We start from the raw sequence: 16,528 nt of genomic DNA on the forward strand, positions 1-16,528 counted from the left end.
GCGGCGCGCCCTGCCACCCTGACCCAGATCGATGCCCTGACCAGTGAATTCCAGTCCATCGTCGACGCGAACACCCTCGTCGCCGTTGACGACGAACACGACCCCGACGGCTCCGGCACCGCCTTCGAACGCGCCCACGTCGCTTCCCTCTCACCCAGGCCCGAGCGCATCTGGAGAACCTGGACGAGGCCTTGGCCCGGCTCGCGAAGGGCGGCTACGGCATCTGCGAGACCTGCGGCGCGACGATCCCCCCGGAACGGCTGGAGATACGGCCGACGACCACACAGTGCGTGGGATGCGCGGAGGCCGGCGCCCACCAGGCGGTCCGGCGGGGGCCCGTCGATCATGCTAAGAAGCCGCCCGGCTCGACCCCGCCGCGAGCCGTGCCATGACCTTCGCCCCTGACCGCCCTTCCGGCCGCCGGGGATGTGGAATCCATATCGGGACGGCACGGCGAGCCGCTTGACCCGGCTCGTGCCGCCCGGTGTCGGACCGTCCGCTCGCGCATCGCTCACGCGCCGCCGACTGCTGAGCGGCGCGTGGTCAGATCTGGCCGAGGTCGATCTCCACCGGGAAAGGGGCCGCTGCTTTGAGGACGCCCGTGAACATATCTCCGTCCCGGTAAGTCTTCGTCGCGGGGTCGAGAACGTAGGTGTACACGAGAGGAACGCCTGTCGCGGCTTGCTCGATCCGCCAGTAGAAGCCGATGCCTGCCTTGGCGTACTGGTCGACCTTCACGATCCGGTCAGTGGTCTCCGAGCCCGGCGACACCACTTCCACGACCAGCAGCATGTGCTCGGGGCGGGTGGGGGTGATGTCGACCGTGTCTGCGCGGTACACGGCGACGTCTGGGCGGCGATTGGTGAGCGGGACGTCCTGAAGCCGGACGTCGAAGTCCGTGTCAGCGTTCCACTCCGGGCCCGCGGCGGCATCCAGGGCGTTCGCCACGATCCGTGCCAGCCGGTTGTACCGCTTGGACGCACTCGGACTCACGACCACCATCCCGTCCACGATCTCGATACCGGCGCACTGCTCCTCGGACCAGGACTCGTACTCCTCCGCCGTGATCTGCTCATGCATCCATGCCGGGGCCACCATCTCGGCTGTCACGAAGCACCTCCCGGACACTGTGCCGCGGGCCCGATCCCGCTGGATTCAGCGTACTGTCCGCCGTATGTCCGGCACGCTGATTCACACCCCCTCCCTCTCGGCCGGCCGGTCTGGCCGGTGAGTGGTGCCCGTCACTCACGCGAAGCGGCCCCGGACGCGGAGTCCGAGGCCGAATGGCGTGCCTGCCCGGAGTAGAAACCCCAGGTCAGAGCGGTAACGCGTTGTGCCCCCGGCAGGATTCGAACCTGCGACACCCGCTTTAGGAGTGGGATTGGATCCTTGCCGGGGGATGACTGGGTGTTCTGCGTGGTGCCATTCTGCCTGTTCAGGCAGTTATTGCCCTCTCGAACATGATGGCCGGATCTACCTCATGCTGACCCGTCCGCTCACGCATCGCTCACGCGACGCAAGCCCGAGCGCTCAGCGCTTCCGCAGGTCCTCGTGAGGCACGAGAAGGGTGCGGCCTCCCGCCCACTTCGTTCCACACAGGTGGCAGATCTATGGCGGCCGTCGCCCGGCGCGCTCTCGTTCATGGGTCCATGCCGACCGGGGCGGTTCCCCTCAACCTGGACGTCACGATGATCCGCGCCGACCGCGTGGCCGCCGCCGGCCCCAGATGTGGCACAGCTCGGTCATCTCGGATCGTCCTTGGGGCCCCACGGCAACGCCCGGATGGCCGTGACGGTGAGATGCCGGCAACGGATGCGCTCGTCCAACCACTTCGCTGTCTCGGGTCGTTCCAGAACCTTGAGCAGTTCCCGGCAGCTATCAATGCCTGCGGACTTGGGGCTGGCCACGATCAGATGGTTGTCCACGGCCACGGGCTCGTCGCCGACCACGAGCACCCCTGCCCCTCTGCTCCCGCCCTTACTGCCCTGACCGGGGCGTGAGGTACGACGCATGACGACGAAAGGAGGCACGATCAGCCGCTTGGGAAAGTTCCGGACACGTTGAGGTAGACCCATCTCGCCCTCAGCGGGGAGATCCCGAGCGGTGAGGTAAGGGACCTGCGGCCCTGTTCGAGGGTCACGATTGTCGACGACGGGGCCGACCCGGATGTCGAAGAGATCCTCCAAGGTTCGCTCTGTGGTTGCCTGCGGCTCCGGCCACCAGGAGACTGCGCCCGCATGCCCCCGGTGGCGTCGTACGGCGGAGAATAGGAAGACGTCCACATCGGTGTGAATGTCGAACATGCCGTGCGGCTTGATCTGCTCCACTGCGAGAAGTCCGGTTAGCTCCTCGCGCCACGCACGGTACCTACTTCCGCTGCGCAGCACATCGGGCAGGACCGCCGTGAGCCTGCCGCCGCCGCGCAGTGCTGCTGCTGCCGCGGCGGTGAACGTCGCCGCCAGGGAGGTGCTGCCGGAGGACCAATGACACGAGGGAGCGACTTCGGCCGTACCGTAGGGAGGGTTGAGCAGGATGTGGCCGCGGAACCGTGCCGAGGTCCCACGGGATTGCAGCTCCTGCAAACCGTTTCCACCTTGGATCAGTGGAAACGCCCCGACTACTCGGCCTGGTGCGATCGGAGCATCACTTCCGGCCTGCCGGTGCCGCTCCAACAGAGCGAGAAGCAACCGCATTCGGGCCGCCGCAACGTACGGCTCCTGTAGGTCGTGGCCTCGCAGTCGCCTGCTCCAATCGGTTAGGGTTCTGGCAGGCGTTGCCGCTAGAGGCAGTCGGGCGGCGGCGGCGAGGAGTAGGTCACCGGCGCCGCAGGTAGGGTCCCAGAACGTCTGCCTGTACCGTTGGGCACCGATCGGCAGCAACGACTGCTCGAAAGCTTCACGGACCGCACCGGTGGTGAAGAAGGACCCAGTCTCCCGTCGAACCTGCCTGGGCACCAGCGTCCGCAACATTGACGCGGCCTGGCCGTTAAGCGCCGCATGGACGTCGTCGGCGATCCGCTCCCAGCGGCCACGCGACGCCTCGGCAGCCAGCAGCCCGAGCTGACGGGCGTAGGTGTCGTACGGCATGGCTCCCACAGCGCTCCCCCTCCTCGTGATCCAGGAGGTGAAGTTCCGGGAATCAGTGTGCTTCAACGCTCCAAGGTCAACAGCATTCTGCAGCAGGATGAAGGATGGCGACAGCCGATCGGTCTTCCTGCTGCTACTAGCCTGATGAGGACCCTACGTCTTGGGTGCCTTTGAAGAGATGGGCCACGTCACCGCACGTACGGCGGGCCGTTGGCGCGGCAATGGCAGTACGACGCGACACTGCGCCGAGGTCACCGATGCCGTCACGAAATCACGGTGATTCTTCAGCGGCGGGTCGAAGGACAACTCACCGGCGTTCGCGGTGACAGAGATTGTTCCAGCGCAACAGCGCCCACCGCCCCGACCGGCAGCGGGCCGCTCGGCCAAGTGGTGACCCGTAACCCGCTGGTCCTTGTCGTGGCACTGAGCGGACAGCTGCGTGCAGGCGACATGTGCCTCGGGGGCAGCCTCCCGGACGCCGGCCAGAATCTCCTCGTTGGGGTTTCGAGGCCGAAGACCTCCACCGATGGAGAAGATCACAAGATCCGGTGAGACCAGCTGCGTGAGCGCTCTGGCGAACTCTCGTGGCGCACGGCTGCTCCCGGGCAGGCCACCGTGATGCGGGAAGACCAGGACCGGTGCCGACAATTCCTGCTCGGAACCCACGATGTGCGCCAGCCCGGCAGCATCGACGTCAGCGGCGAGCAGGGCGACCGGCTGCTCGTCTAGGTGGACTCGGATCACCACGGAAGTCGAATTGCTGGTCAAGGGACCGTGCTGGGACGGCTGACTCGCACTACCACCGATCACCATAGTGAAGTCTGGGTGCAGCACCTCAAGCCTGGCCCGTCCGCAGCGAAGTACTTGGCCTGTCTCAGTGGTGATCATCTGCTGACCGTCCAACCCGCCCCGACGCTTGCGCATCCTGACGGCCATCTGTAGGCGCTTCCAGATCTCTGTGTCCTTGCGCCAGTCCGGATTGACCCAGACGGTGCCGATGGTGAACGCGTCGTCGAGCAGGAGAGCAGGTGATCCGCCGATGTGGTCCTCATCTCCGTGGGAGAGCACCAGGTGGACCATCCTTGTGACTTTCCGACGCTCCAGCTCCGCCTGCGGAACCGTGCCTGAACGCCCGGCGTCGATGACCGCGCACAGAGTTCCGTCGTGGACCACTGCCGAGTTGCCGTGGCCAACATCGAGGATGGTGATGCCGAGAGAGTCAGTGCCGCTGCCCGGTACGCGGCCACCGACGGTGGGATTGTCACTCACGCAAACGTCCACTCGCTCGGCTGATCGGGCGACAGCACGATATTGCGGTAGTAGAGGTCCTCGGGCTTCTGCGCGTAGCAGTTGACCTCAGCCTCCAACCACTGTCCGACCAGGCTCTCGGGTCGTCGGCCGGTTGCCTCCACGATCGGATCCAACGGCATCCAGATCGGAGACTTGATGTCCCACCCAACGACAACGACCTGGGCCCGACGCACCTCCCCCTTGGGCTCGACTCCGAGTACCTCGATCGGGGTAGGGAAGGCACGGCGTTCTCGGGCGAAGTCGCCGTTCCACTCAGCCACCGCGCAGGCCATAGCCGGCAGGATCTCTTCGTCGAGATCAGACTTCCCAACAACCTGGGGGATGCCCATACGCCAGCGGCTGATCGAGCCTTGTTGAGCAGTGTTGATATGGCTACTGATCAGCACGGCCGGAAGTGGGGCAACGGTCTGCAGGTTGGCCTTGCTGACCACTTCGGCCCCAGTGAAGCCGACCCGGCCGTGACCGCTCAGGACGTGGTCGCAGATGAAGGCGTCGTACTGCCCGATCAGAGACGCCAGGAAGGCGTCCGCATCCGAGTCCGGATCGAACTCGGTGATGATGGTGGTCTGGTACCCGGCGTCCTTGAGCCGGTTCTCCACCGCCATGGCGTCTCTTCGGTCGTCATCAGCGATAACGACCGAGGCCCCCCTGGATAGCGTTAGCACTCCCCTACAGCCCCCATCAGTCAAACTGCCCAACGTCAGTGACCGCGCCCGTGCGAGCCGGCAGTTGCACCAGGATACGCGCTCCGCCCAACTCCCCATTTTTGCGTGCCTCCTGCCGTCCCTTCAGGTCCCCGACGATGTCACGGACAATGGTCAGGCCGAGCCCAGTGCCGTTATCAAAGGTCGTCTTTCCAGGCAGCCAGATCGACTTCAGCGCGATGCCGACGATGCCAGGCCCCGAGTCGTCAACGCAGAGCACAACGTCATGGCCGGTCGCGTCCTCTCGGGCCACCAGCCGAGTCTGGATGCGGACGATGCGCTCGGGTCCCATCGGGGCGTCTGTGCGGGTGAACGCATGAGCGGCATTGGCCAGCAGGTTGGACAGGACGGACTCGATGTCGGCCGTCGTGGTGCGGATCGCCGCATTCCCGGCCTGCAGATCGAAGAGGACCTTGATGTTCCGCTCATCGAGGTAGCCCTCGAACAGCTTCACCACCGAACGACAGGTGGTATCGATGTCGATATCCCCGACCTCGCGCTTGCCCTTCTCCAGCAGGCTGAGCGGGAGCCGGGCGAATGTCTCCAGGGTCTTCGCACTGTCGATAGACGACTCGATGGGGCTCTTGAACGACTCCTCGTAGACTTCAGCACTCACACGTGGTTCGATCCTGCGCCGCAGGGTCTTCAGCTCGCTACCGATCCTTGCAGCTGGACGAAGTGCTTCATGAGCGAAGACCGCAGTACTTGTCCCGACCGTGGCCAGAGACCGATAAAGCAGCAGGTCTTCGCGAAGGGCTTCGATCTCCTGCTTCTGGATGTCGACCACACGGGTCGCGCTGTCGGCGAGCGACTGCAAAGTGGCCTGGTCGCTGGGAGGACCGATGGGAAGCATCCCCTCATCGGGAGGTGCTATGGCGGCGAGGATCTGCTGGAAGCGGGCTCCGGCTTCCTCCGCCTCGTCATGGGCTTTGGTTGCAGCTCCCACCCGGGCCTGCTCGCGCTTACCGAGACGCTGGTCAGCGGCCCAGTCCATGGCGCACTTGGCGAACTCCTGAAGCTGGCTGAACTGGAACGTCTCGACAAAGCCGCTTCGGTCGGTCTTAGGACGCAGAATGTCTTTCTTGTCGGCAACCAGAAGTCGGCCCAGCGCAGTAGCCGTCGACGGCCGCAACTCGGGGTTGCCAGCGCGGCGAAGGTTGATGTTCAGCCAGTCATTTCCCTTGTCGCCATAGGGCTGCACTCGCAGTCCCCGATGGTAGAGATGAACCCCGCCGACTTGTCGAAGCCAGTCGCGAATCTCCCGCGTTGGCTGCTCTGCCAGCCTGACCTCCTTCTTGGTTGCTGAAGGATTTAGGTTGAACATCCAGAGCTCGAAGGTCGCCGCAGGTGCGTCGAAAGCCATCGGTGGAGTGGGGTTCTTCTTTCTGCGACGGGTTCCCTGGCGATGACCCACATCAGTGTGACCGCCCGTGAATTCCGGTTCGTCACGCCAGTTATACAGCGTCGCCGATGCCTGCCCGTCGCCGTCCAGTTCCGCTACGAGTCGATATTCGAAGTGCCGCAACAGTTTGGAGTTCACCAACCGTGAGAGCTCTGCGAACTCCGGTGCATCACACTCCACTTGAAAGGCCGTACTGTCGGCAAACGGCCCGCTGAGCAGCAGCAGCGATCGCGCCAGCTGCTCCGCCGCATGCTCGGAGATGCTGTGCCGGAGACCCGTGACAGCGACTGTAGTCCCCTGTCGCCATTCGACGGGCCCGTCGGAGGCTGTCGGGTCAAATTCCCGGGTCACTATCCGCAGGGGCACATCCTCGACAGCCTGGGCGGCGTCGATCCGATCCCATTCAATGCTCAGGACATGCTCGATACCGGGCTCGGTCCGGGATCGCGTAGTCACTGTCATCGTGGTCCCGAGCCGTAGCGCGGCGAGTCGACCAAGACCCTTCTCGCCAACCTTGCGTCTTTTGAGGCGGGAGTGTGTGGATGACGCCTTGCCGGATTTTCCGATCAGGAGGAAACCTGACGCTAGTTCTGCCTCCGTCATCCCGTCGCCATTGTCGGAAACGGTCAGTGTGCCGCCAGCTTTGGAAGCGCCACTCAGCTTGATCGTGCACAGTGTCGCGTCAGCATCGTAGGCATTGCGGACCAGCTCCATGATCCCCAAATCAGGGTGTGGAACCAGCTCTTCTCCGAGACGGGCAAGGATCTCTGGGGCGAAGCGGAGTCGATGGTCGATCAAGCGAGCCTCCCCGGTATAAACGATGCTGGGGCCAGTCCACTACCCCTGGCCCGCATGGTAGCCCGGCGGGCTGGTATTGATGGCGTACGAGCAGTAGGCCGACGATGCCTCCCTTGATGCGGCTCTGACCTCACCGGCGCCGTATGTGCCGGGGATCGTGGGCGCCGAGCCGTCCCTGCATGCCTAAATGCACCGTAGCCGTCACGTTCCGCCGGACGCGCACCGAGGCTGGGCCCCGAGTGCGCGGTAGCGTCGCCGAGAGAACCCATCAGGGAAGGAACGATCACCGGATGCCGCACAGGACTGATGTCGCCGACAGGCGCGGCCTGATCCTCGACTTCGCCGGGGTGCTTACCGCCAGCCCGATCGACATCCACCGCGCCTGGTGCGTCTCAGAAGGGCTGGCTCCGGGGGCATGGCGCAGCACTCTCAACGATCACCCCGAGGGCCGGCGTCTGTACGCGGCTCTGGAGATCGGGGAGATCGGGCAGGCCGAGTGGAACGAGGGCACGGCGCCACTGTTGGGTGCGCATGTGGATCCGGTGAACCTGATGGGACGGGCCTGGGCCGGGGTGCCCGCAGCCCATCGGATGGTCGCGCTCGCGCGTGCTGCGCGTGCCGCCGGTCACCGGCTTGCCCTGCTGTCCAACAGCTTCGGCCTCGACCCGTTCAACCCGTACGAACACGTCGGCATCTGGGACTTGTTCGACGTGCATGTCGTCTCCGAGCTGGTGGGCATCGCGAAGCCCGATCCGGCGATCTACGAACTCGCCCTGGAGCTGATCGGGCTGCCCGCCGAACGGTGCGTGTTCGTGGACGATCACGCGATGAACCTTCCACCGGCCGTCGATCTGGGCATCGCCACGGTCCACGTCACTGACGAGGATGAGGCCGTAACCGAGTTGGAGGCCCTCCTCGACGTCACAGCGGTGGTTGCTCGCCGCATGAACTCAACTGCGGTCTGATCAAAGGCTGTCGACTCCACCGCTCCAGCCAGTACTGTCCGTGTGGGGCCCATCACGCGGAGGTTCTGGAGCATGCAATGGTCGGAGTACACCACCTCTGAGCGCTTGAAGGCGCTGCGCGGCGGCATGACACAGGAGCAGTTGGCGGAGGCGGCCGGCGTATCCGTCGGCGTGGTCCGCAAGCTCGAACGCGGTGGAACGGCTTCCCTGCCGTCCCTGCTGTCGATTGCCGACGCGCTCGGTACGGACATCGCCGTGCTCCTCGGCCAGCAGGCGCCACGGCGGTCCATGGACCGCGACGAGCGGGCCGCATTGCGTCTGGTCTCCGCGGCTACCCATGACGCGGCCATCGGCATCCCCGCCGAGGTCGAGCCGGGCACCGTCGAAGAGCTCCGCGCCGTCGTCCGCCGTGCGGACGCCGCGTATTGGGGAGGCCGGTACACCGAGCTCGGCACTCTCCTCGGGCGGCTCCTTCCCGAGGCGCGGGCGAGGTTCGACATGGTTGGCCCCGACGAGCGGGAGGCCGCCGCCGGCGTCTTGATCGACACCTTTCAGACGGCGGGCATGGCCGCCAATGTGCTCGGATCACGAGATCTGGCCTACGCTTCGCTGACGTACGGACGCCAGATCGCCGTGCAGGTCGGGGATGATCTCCGTGACGCGCACCTTGCCGCCACCACCGCGTGGGTCAATCTCCGCGACGGCCGGACCAAGCAGGGCTTCCTCCTGGCTGCAGCACAAGCCGACCGGATCGAGCCCAGGATGAGCGAGCACGACCCGGACCGGCTGAGCGTGTACGGGCAGCTCGTCACGAACGCCGCCGTCGCTGCCTCCCGGGGCGGTGCGAACTCGGACAACGCCCGCGAATACCTCTCCCAGGCGCACGCCGTCGCCGCCCGCATCGGGGACGAACATGCCCGTGGTGCGCACGCCCAGCCGTACGGACCGATGTACGCCGCAACGCAGGCCATGAGTATCGCCGTGGCCCTCGGTGATACGGCTGGAGCGCTGCGGCTCGTGGACACCGTTCGCCTGGACGACACCGTGCCCCTGGCCACTCGAGCCCGCTACGGCCTGGACGTAGCGCTGACCCAGGTCGAATGCCGACGGTGGGAGGCCGCAGCCGACACCCTCCAGACCGTCTGCGCGATGGCCCCGGGATGGGTGCGCCACCAGATGCTTCCCGGCGTCATCATCAGTCGACTCGCCGGGATGTCCGTCAACCGGCGGCGAGGACTGGCGAACTCCGCGGGCGTACCCCTCGGAGTGCGTTGACCTACGAGCCGAAGTACCACAGCCCGTAGTAGGTAGGGGCGCGCCATCAGCTCGACAGCTACGGGGCGTGGCACACCTTCGGGCGACCTTGCTTCCACTGCCACGAGGCGTGGTGGTCCGACCGGATGCGGAGTCTCTCCACTGCGACGGGCCGTGCCTGGGCCCCAACTCCGCAGCCCAGCAGCCTTGTGGGCATGCCGATCAACCCGCCCGGCGGCCTCGGGCACGTACCCGTCGCCGTCTACTCCTGCGCCACCACCTCCATTGCCCTCGGTGAGAGCGAGGAGCGTGGCCGCTGTTACGCCGACGCCCGGCACTGGCACGTCGCCGGCGTCTGGTCCGACTCCGCCCCGTCACTGCCGCTCATGGAGCGGCCGGGCTGGCAGGCCGTCACGGGTGCCCTGTCCGCCGGGATGATCCGGGGTGTCGTTGTCAGCGGCCTGACGCAAGTCGCCGCCGACGCCGCCCAGTTTGCGGCTCTCGGTGTTCTCCTCCGCGACCGGGGAGGGTTCCTCGCGGACGCGTCGAGCGCTACCCCGACCCGTCGAACCCCCGGCCAGGCCCGGCGCCGTCGCGACATCGCGGACGTGGCCTCCGGCCGGTTCACGCAGCCGGACACGTACGAGGAGGGCGCCTCGTGAGCGCTCAACGTGCCTGGGTCGGTGACCTCGTGCGGGACGGCGACGGACGGCGGGCGATCGTCACCGACGTCCGCGCCGGCGGCACCGTGTGGGTGCTGCGGCCGCCGACCGGCGGTGGCCCCCACTGGGAGACCGACGACCCCGACAGCCTCGAAATCGTCGCCCGCTCCGAAGCCAGGGATACGCAGTGAGCGACCGCGCTCGCTGCCGACCCTTCCGTCACGCTCGCGCACCACGCCCGAAAGGCGAAGTCCCCGTGTACGCGTTCGGCCTCTGCATCGACCAGCAGTACCTCGTCCCCGGCCTCGCCGCCCTCGTCGGCTTGGCCGACAGCATCACCCCGGCGGCCCGCCGCGAAGCTGCCGTACGGGTGCTCACCCTCGACCTGGCCCCGTCGCAGGCCCTCCTCCTCGCTGACCTCGCCAAGCGGGCCGGTTTCGGCTCCTTCGACCTTCGCCGATGCGCCCCTCTGCGCTTCTCGCGAATGGCCGACGCCTCGTACATCACCGTCACCACCTATCTGAGGTTCGAGTTCACGCCGAGCTTCGTCCGCCGTCCCTACCTGATCTACGTGGACGCCGACGTGCTCGTACGAGGAGACGTGAGCGAGCCGCTCGGCTCCCTCGCGTCGGACGAGACCGGTGCCGTGCGGGACGAGTTCAACCCGGCCGTCGGCGAGTGCCCGGCGCTGCCCGGAGCCGTCGAGCGCTGGCCCCACCTGCGCGGACGCCCGTACTTCAACGCGGGCGTGCTCTGGACCCACACCGTCCACATGCCCCGCATCCGCCGGGGCGTCGAGCGGGCCCTGACCCATGCCCGGCGCCACATCCTCCACAACGACCAGGACGCCCTGAACCTGTGGCGTCTGCGATCCGGCCGAGTGCGCCCGGTGGCCGGTGGTTTCAACCGGTTCGAGGTCGGCCGATTCCTGGAACGCGGGAACTGGGTGCGTCGGGTCGTCACGCGGTCGCCGAAGCCCGATCCGACTGCCGCTCTCGTGCACTTCGTCGGTCCTGAGAAGCCGTGGCAGGCCGACTGCCCTGTCACGGAGGAGGTCGTCGAATACAGGCGGCACCTGGAAGGGGCCATGCGTCACGTCAGGCGTCTGGGTGCAGTCGGCGTGGAACCGGCGGGTGTGCGGTGAGCGCGGGGGTACCGCCCGCGGTCTCGCGCGCTGCCCTCGCCCTGACCGGGGTACCGGCCCGCACCGCTCGCCGACTGTCCGCACGTACGCGCACCGTCGTGTACCGGGCGGGCCTGGCCGACGGGCGTAGTGTCGTGATCAAGCTGTACGCGGCGACCGCACGCCGCAACGCGATGACGGAGAGCGCTGCTATCCGGGCCGTGGCCGACCACGTCTCCGTACCGGCCCTCATCGGATATGGGCACGTTCCAGGCCACGAGGCGACCGCCCTTGTCACCGCCGACCTTGGCCCGCTCACTCTCGGCAGCGTCATGCGCTCCGGCCGCATCTCCGACGAGCGAGCTCTGAAAGACCTGGCCGGCCTGCTCGGCCGCCTGCACCGGGCGCCCGTCCGGTCGTGGGTCCCGCGCCGGCCGCTCCACGAGCAGGTCACTTCACTGGGCCGCCGCTGCCCGGCCAGCAGCCTCGACCGCATCGCGCCCGCGCTGGCCGCCATCGCCGACGCCGTCCACACGGCGCCCGTGTGGTGCCTCGGCGACCTGCACGGCGACAACGTAGTGATCGCCGGCCCCCAAGCCATCCGCCACCTGGTCGACTTCACCGACGCCGCAGCCGGTTCCCGCGAATCCGACGTCGCCCAGACGCTCGTCATGACCGACGCCCTCTCGACTCTCCGGGCCCGCACGGTCACCGATGCCTACCCCCTTGCGCTCGATCACCACCTGGTGGGCGCCTGGGTCGTCTTCCACACCCTGCGCTCCTGGGCGCATTCCTCCCCTGGCGACGACCGCGTCTTGTAGGCCCGCCGCCTGGACGACCTCAGCCGACGGACCCCGCACCTCTTCCGTACGCGCCGCCCGGAAAGGACGCGCTGATGAGCACCTCCGCCCTGTCGGTAGTGATTCGGGCCTTCAACGAGGCCGCCTACCTGCCCCGCTACCTGCCCTCGGTCATCGCCTCACTCACCCGCTGGGAGGAGATCACCGGCCGTACGGGAGAGGTGATCGTCGTCGACAACGCCAGCACCGACGCCACCGCCGACATGGCCTCTTCCTTCGGCGTTCGCATCGTCACCGAGTCCGTCGCCAAGCAACTCGTCGTGGACGGCTGGGAGGTGTACGAGGACGACCCCAAGACCGACGCCGGCGCACGCACCATCGCGCTGGACTCCGACACGGTCCAGGCCCTGCGGCGACACCGGGCACAGCAGGACAAGGACCGTGAGGAGTGGGAAAGCGCCTGGGTGGAGACCGGACGCGTCTTCACCAAGGAAAACGGCGAGCTGCTCCACCCCGCCAACGTCACAAGGCGGTTCATCGAGCTGTACGAGGAGATCGGCCTCCCGCCGGTCCGGCTCCACGACCTCCGCCACGGTGCCGCGACCCTCGCCCATGCGGCCGGGGCCGACCTGAAGGACATCCAGGAGATGCTCGGCCACTCCTCGATCACCATCACGGCCGACACGTACACGAGCCTGCTTTCCGAAGCGGACCTGGCGATCGCCGAGGCCGCAGCCCGGCTCGTCCCGCGCGCCCGCGCGACCTCCGAAAATACCGCCTCCGAAGCGGCGGAAGAGCCCGACGACCCGAAGCATCCCGACCCGGAGTCCGTGCCGGATGATGCTGATCCGTTGGGCGGTATTCGGGAGATCCACTCTCCGTCCGCTCACGCACCGCTCACGCAAACGGCCCCGGACGAGGAGTCCGAGGCCGAATAGAGCGCCTCCCTGGGGAGGAAACCCCAGGTCAGCGGCCTACTGCATAGTGCCCCCGGCAGGATTCGAACCTGTGACACCCGCTTTAGGAGTTTTCCTTGGGCGGGCCCTTGACCTGCGGAAATGTCGACTGTGGGGCGTCTGCCTGGGCAAACACCTCTCCGTAGTTCTCACGTGTTCGCGGGGTTTCCCGACCTCATGTGTGCTGAATCCGTTCTGCTAGGCGGCCGAGTCGCCTGGAGATACCCACTCGTACGGCACCGATGCCGAGCTGGCGCGGAGGCTACGGGACAGCACGGCGCTCAGGGTTGTTCCGCAGGTCACCTCGTCCTGCGCCGTAGCGGGCGGGGCGAGTCCCAGAGCCCGGTAGAGCCGAACACGGTGAACAACGAAAAGGCCAGTCACGTGACGGCAGTACGTGTCGACGCCGGCCCGAAGAGAACGATGGGAGGCCCAGACAAGCAGTGCGCACGTCGCCACCCACAGCAGCCGTGGCAGCACGCCCGGGATCACGATCGCCCAGAGGGCGGCGGTAGCCGCACACACCAGACCCTGCACCCGGGCAAACACCCGGGTTGCAGCGGCGGTGAGTTCGTCTCGGACGGGTGTCTCCAGGGCCTTGACGAATGGGTCCCAGCAGACGGCGAGGTCGAGTCCGTACATGCGGCGTACTTCGGCCGACACCGAGACGAGCGCGTTGCCCATAGCCGTAGGGAGCAGGTGCTGGGGGTCGCTCACCCGTGGGTACCGCGCGTACGCGGCCCGCCTTCGTGTGACGCGCCAACCGTTCTGGCTGTTCCAGGCATCCAGGTCTTCGTCGGCCAGACCAGCTGGTGGGGCATGACGCCAGGCGGCCAGGTCACTGCGGCGGGCGTGATGATGGGCCATGCGGTGCCGGGTGTACGCGAGCGCGATCCGTGAGGTGCCCCATCGGCCAGCGAGCACCTCGAGCACGAAGCCGGCCGATGCCGTCAGCGCCCACGCGGACATCACCACGACCGCGGTTGCCGCCGCCGTGAGGACGACAGGCCCCCACGGTCGCTGCGCGGCGATCGTGCACGGCACGTCGGCGGCGAAGTCAGGTGTGCGGCACAGGCGAGTGCCTGAGCCGCGCATCCACAGCATGATCAGTACGCCCGCCAGCCAGAACAGGAGGAGAGGGCCGCCCATGACTGCGCTCCATCGCTTCGCGATGGGCTCGAGTAGTCCTTTGACCAGGTCGCCCAACTTTGCCGCCTAACCCAGGACGAAAGCGTTGCCGGGGTGGACCGGGCAGCAGTCGGCGTCAAAGGGGGAGTCCATGTCACCGTTTGCCTCTTCGGAGCAATCGGCCACCGGGCACGTCCAGACGAGGGCGGATGGATCCGGACCGGGGAGGCTCGCGAAAATCGGCAGCCGAAGCCCTGGGCCGTCGGTTGACGCCTCTGTGTCCGAGCTCGTGCCCCAGCGTTCCGGCAGCGTAGAGACAGCCGAGGACACGGAGTCCTCGGGCGGCGCTGTGTATCCAAGGCCCTGGTGGACAAACGCCGCCCAGTACGAAGGGTCTCCAGCCGGGGCTTTGGCCCTGGTCTTCTTCCCTCGGGTCCCCGCCCGGGCCTCCCTCAGAGCGCGCAGCTGCGCTGTGCGCAGTGCCTCGGCGGGCGGCAGCCCCTCCAAGTTGAGCAGCGTGTGGAAGTCCCGCATTAGTGCGGCGGTCGCGGCATCGTCCACCGCCCACAGCGACCCCACCACGGCCGCCGCGCCCGCCGATCCGAACGCTGTAGCCATACTCAACGCGCCGTCATAGTGAGCGCCAGGTACTGCCGTGGCACAGGCCGACAGGACGACCAGCGGGCCGAGGCTCGGCCCCTGGCTCGCCCAGCGGAGCCGGTCGAGGACCGAGGACACGCTGAGACGTTGTCCGTTTGCCAGCACGAGGTGCGACTCGGCGGCCAGAGCACGACTGCGCGCATGGCAGGCGAAGTGGGCCACGGGGTAGGCGGGCGCGGGGCTACCGACCGGGTCGCTCAGTGCCGACAGCACCGCTCGGGGTGTGGCGGGGACCGATCCGGGCTCGCCGGACCCGCCGAACCGCCGTCCTTTTGAGTAGTACCAGCGGTATAGATCCTCGCCCTCCTGTCGGGCATGCGGCAGATCCATGGTTGGGTCGACGACCACCACGCCGCTTCCCGTGAGCGGCAGGAATGCGCGCAATGTGTACCAGGAAAGAGCGTGCGCCGAAGGCGCGTAGCTGAACGCTACTGATTCGATCGCGAAGCGGTGCTCCCACCCTCCGGGCGTCTTCGCACGGTGCCGGGCCGCGTGCCAGGGGACGAGGCCGAGGGTTCCAGACGGAATAACAACGACACGTGGAGTGTCCTCAATCCCCACCGCGGTGAGATGTTCGTAGAGCTCCCTGATTGCTGCCTTCCAGGCCCAATCGCAGACGCCGTGAAGCGCCTTCCGCCAGGACGAATCGGCCGGTGGATTGACCGCTTCGCCAACGCGTAGCTGCTCATTGTGCGCTGCGGTGAAGCTCAGCAACTCGGGTGCGTGCAGCAGAAGGAGGGGCAGCCGCAGCGAGGTGATATGCCCATTCCGGTGGACGATCAGAGCCCATCCGCAGTGCCGACCTGCCAGGAGGTGCACCACGGCATCAATGCCGAGGGAACCGCACCACTCGGAGATGTCTCCCGGGGTCGGTACGGAGGCAACGTCGTTGAAGACATCGCGCAAGGATTCTCGCATGCCTTCAGGCAAGGGCAGGAGGCGCTGTTCCCTGACGATCTCGGCCAGTTGGCGGTAAGGGACGCTGGACCCCGAGGCACTCCCGTCTGAGTAAACCGTTAGTTCGGTGTCTAGTACTACAGGGCTAGATCTGGATCATCTGGAGCTGTAGCCGCCTTCGGATGTGGTGCCGTCGTGCTTCCGCCTGATGTGCACGCCGCCAGGTCGACCAGTGAAGTCCCTGGTCGATGGCGGTGTGTGTCAGGCCGATCAGGTTGAACAGCCGCCGGACCTCGGCGACGGTCAGGGCCGCGAGCCGCCGCGTTCGCGGCTCGCGGTCACCGCCCAGGCCGGGAGAGCCCCCTTTTGCGGGGTTCGGGCCATCGCGGCCAGGAACGCCAGTGCCAGCATGGCCATGGTGATATGGCGATACCAGGCGTTGTATGTGCGTACCTGGTAGTTGTCCAGCCCGGCCTGCTGCTTGGCCGCCTCGAAACACTCCTCGACCGGCCAGCGCGGTCCGATGACCGCCACCAGGTCCGACAGTGATTCCCCGCGCGGGTTGTAGCAGTGGAAGTAGGCGGTCTCCCCGTCCGCGATGCTGCGGCGGACGACGTACTGGCGCCCCTCCGGTCCGGTGATCACGGCCCAGTCGTAGGTACGGAATCCTTTCGCTCCGATCCCGCGGGCGCGCCGGGAGAAGTCTCCGGGCCTGAGGTGTGATGCCAGGTTGTCCAGCCGGGTCGGGGTGTCGGGGTTGGTGGTGACGCCCGCGGTGTTCA

At 67.1% G+C, this 16,528-nt stretch carries 15 protein-coding genes and 1 pseudogene; 8 read left to right on the forward strand and 8 right to left on the reverse strand.

Annotated elements, in window-relative coordinates:
- The first annotated feature begins 191 nt into the window (after positions 1-191).
- A complete protein-coding gene (locus ACFWN1_RS10530) occupies positions 192-392 on the forward strand; it encodes a TraR/DksA family transcriptional regulator (RefSeq protein WP_384359725.1) in 201 nt (66 codons plus the stop codon).
- A 151-nt stretch (positions 393-543) separates the two neighbouring features.
- Here the strand turns inward: ACFWN1_RS10530 and ACFWN1_RS10535 are convergent, their stop codons facing one another.
- The 5 genes from ACFWN1_RS10535 to ACFWN1_RS10555 all read right to left on the reverse strand — a co-directional run bounded on the left by ACFWN1_RS10535 (position 544) and on the right by ACFWN1_RS10555 (position 7,301).
- The gene (locus ACFWN1_RS10535) at positions 544-1,110 is read right to left on the reverse strand and encodes a Uma2 family endonuclease (protein ID WP_384359726.1); all 567 of its coding nucleotides are present in this window, start codon (positions 1,108-1,110) and stop codon (positions 544-546) included.
- Positions 1,111-1,742: 632 nt separating this feature from the next.
- A complete protein-coding gene (locus ACFWN1_RS10540; RefSeq protein ID WP_384359727.1) occupies positions 1,743-3,086 on the reverse strand; it encodes a hypothetical protein in 1,344 nt (447 codons plus the stop codon).
- A gap of 153 nt (positions 3,087-3,239) precedes the next feature.
- Positions 3,240-4,355 (reverse strand): ComEC/Rec2 family competence protein, encoded by a 1,116-nt coding sequence (locus ACFWN1_RS10545; protein ID WP_384359728.1) that lies wholly within the window; start codon positions 4,353-4,355, stop codon positions 3,240-3,242.
- A complete protein-coding gene (locus tag ACFWN1_RS10550) occupies positions 4,352-5,002 on the reverse strand; it encodes a response regulator (protein WP_384359729.1) in 651 nt (216 codons plus the stop codon). The genes ACFWN1_RS10545 and ACFWN1_RS10550 overlap by 4 nt, the downstream gene beginning before the upstream one ends.
- A 76-nt stretch (positions 5,003-5,078) precedes the next feature.
- The gene (locus tag ACFWN1_RS10555; protein ID WP_384359730.1) at positions 5,079-7,301 is read right to left on the reverse strand and encodes an ATP-binding protein; all 2,223 of its coding nucleotides are present in this window, start codon (positions 7,299-7,301) and stop codon (positions 5,079-5,081) included.
- Between the two features lie 290 nt (positions 7,302-7,591).
- On the opposite strand from ACFWN1_RS10555, the gene ACFWN1_RS10560 reads away from it, so the two are divergent.
- The 7 genes from ACFWN1_RS10560 (at position 7,592) to ACFWN1_RS10590 (ending at position 13,043) form a co-directional block, all read left to right on the forward strand.
- On the forward strand, positions 7,592-8,266 hold the full coding sequence (locus ACFWN1_RS10560) for an HAD-IA family hydrolase (RefSeq protein ID WP_384359731.1): 675 nt from the start codon (positions 7,592-7,594) through the stop codon (positions 8,264-8,266).
- A 72-nt stretch (positions 8,267-8,338) separates the two neighbouring features.
- A complete protein-coding gene (locus ACFWN1_RS10565; protein ID WP_384359732.1) occupies positions 8,339-9,541 on the forward strand; it encodes a helix-turn-helix domain-containing protein in 1,203 nt (400 codons plus the stop codon).
- Between the two features lie 194 nt (positions 9,542-9,735).
- Positions 9,736-10,182 carry a hypothetical protein gene (locus ACFWN1_RS10570; RefSeq protein WP_384359733.1) on the forward strand — a complete coding sequence of 149 codons (447 nt, stop codon included), beginning with the start codon at positions 9,736-9,738 and terminating at the stop codon, positions 10,180-10,182.
- Complete coding sequence (locus ACFWN1_RS10575; protein WP_384359734.1) at positions 10,179-10,373, forward strand: hypothetical protein; 195 nt, start codon at positions 10,179-10,181, stop codon at positions 10,371-10,373. Before ACFWN1_RS10570 ends, ACFWN1_RS10575 begins: the two co-directional genes overlap by 4 nt.
- A 65-nt stretch (positions 10,374-10,438) precedes the next feature.
- Positions 10,439-11,326, forward strand: a complete 888-nt coding sequence (locus ACFWN1_RS10580) for a glycosyltransferase family 8 protein (protein WP_384359735.1) — start codon at positions 10,439-10,441, stop codon at positions 11,324-11,326.
- Complete coding sequence (locus tag ACFWN1_RS10585; protein WP_384359736.1) at positions 11,323-12,126, forward strand: phosphotransferase; 804 nt, start codon at positions 11,323-11,325, stop codon at positions 12,124-12,126. Before ACFWN1_RS10580 ends, ACFWN1_RS10585 begins: the two co-directional genes overlap by 4 nt.
- Positions 12,127-12,200: 74 nt before the next feature.
- Positions 12,201-13,043, forward strand: a complete 843-nt coding sequence (locus ACFWN1_RS10590) for a tyrosine-type recombinase/integrase (RefSeq protein ID WP_384359737.1) — start codon at positions 12,201-12,203, stop codon at positions 13,041-13,043.
- A gap of 216 nt (positions 13,044-13,259) precedes the next feature.
- Here the strand turns inward: ACFWN1_RS10590 and ACFWN1_RS10595 are convergent, their stop codons facing one another.
- The 3 genes and pseudogenes from ACFWN1_RS10595 to ACFWN1_RS10605 form a co-directional block, all read right to left on the reverse strand.
- Positions 13,260-14,210 (reverse strand): hypothetical protein, encoded by a 951-nt coding sequence (locus ACFWN1_RS10595; RefSeq protein ID WP_384359738.1) that lies wholly within the window; start codon positions 14,208-14,210, stop codon positions 13,260-13,262.
- 66 nt (positions 14,211-14,276) lie between these two features.
- On the reverse strand, positions 14,277-15,767 hold the full coding sequence (locus tag ACFWN1_RS10600) for a CHAT domain-containing protein (RefSeq protein ID WP_384359739.1): 1,491 nt from the start codon (positions 15,765-15,767) through the stop codon (positions 14,277-14,279).
- A gap of 282 nt (positions 15,768-16,049) precedes the next feature.
- A pseudogene (locus tag ACFWN1_RS10605) lies at positions 16,050-16,528 on the reverse strand (hypothetical protein); the annotation flags it as partial.

Source organism: Streptomyces sp. NPDC058459 (assembly GCF_042721685.1).
In the GTDB taxonomy this organism is placed as follows: domain Bacteria; phylum Actinomycetota; class Actinomycetes; order Streptomycetales; family Streptomycetaceae; genus Streptomyces.

Excerpts from the sequence above, each read along its gene's own strand:
- ACFWN1_RS10540 (WP_384359727.1), bottom strand. The coding sequence starts at position 3,086 with ATGCCGTACGACACCTACGCCCGTCAGCTCGGGCTGCTGGCTGCCGAG.
- ACFWN1_RS10550 (WP_384359729.1), bottom strand. The coding sequence starts at position 5,002 with ATGGCGGTGGAGAACCGGCTCAAGGACGCCGGGTACCAGACCACCATC.
- ACFWN1_RS10560 (WP_384359731.1), top strand. The coding sequence starts at position 7,592 with ATGCCGCACAGGACTGATGTCGCCGACAGGCGCGGCCTGATCCTCGAC.
- ACFWN1_RS10565 (WP_384359732.1), top strand. The coding sequence starts at position 8,339 with ATGCAATGGTCGGAGTACACCACCTCTGAGCGCTTGAAGGCGCTGCGC.
- ACFWN1_RS10570 (WP_384359733.1), top strand. The coding sequence starts at position 9,736 with ATGCCGATCAACCCGCCCGGCGGCCTCGGGCACGTACCCGTCGCCGTC.
- ACFWN1_RS10590 (WP_384359737.1), top strand. The coding sequence starts at position 12,201 with ATGAGCACCTCCGCCCTGTCGGTAGTGATTCGGGCCTTCAACGAGGCC.
- ACFWN1_RS10595 (WP_384359738.1), bottom strand. The coding sequence starts at position 14,210 with ATGGGCGGCCCTCTCCTCCTGTTCTGGCTGGCGGGCGTACTGATCATG.
- ACFWN1_RS10600 (WP_384359739.1), bottom strand. The coding sequence starts at position 15,767 with ATGCGAGAATCCTTGCGCGATGTCTTCAACGACGTTGCCTCCGTACCG.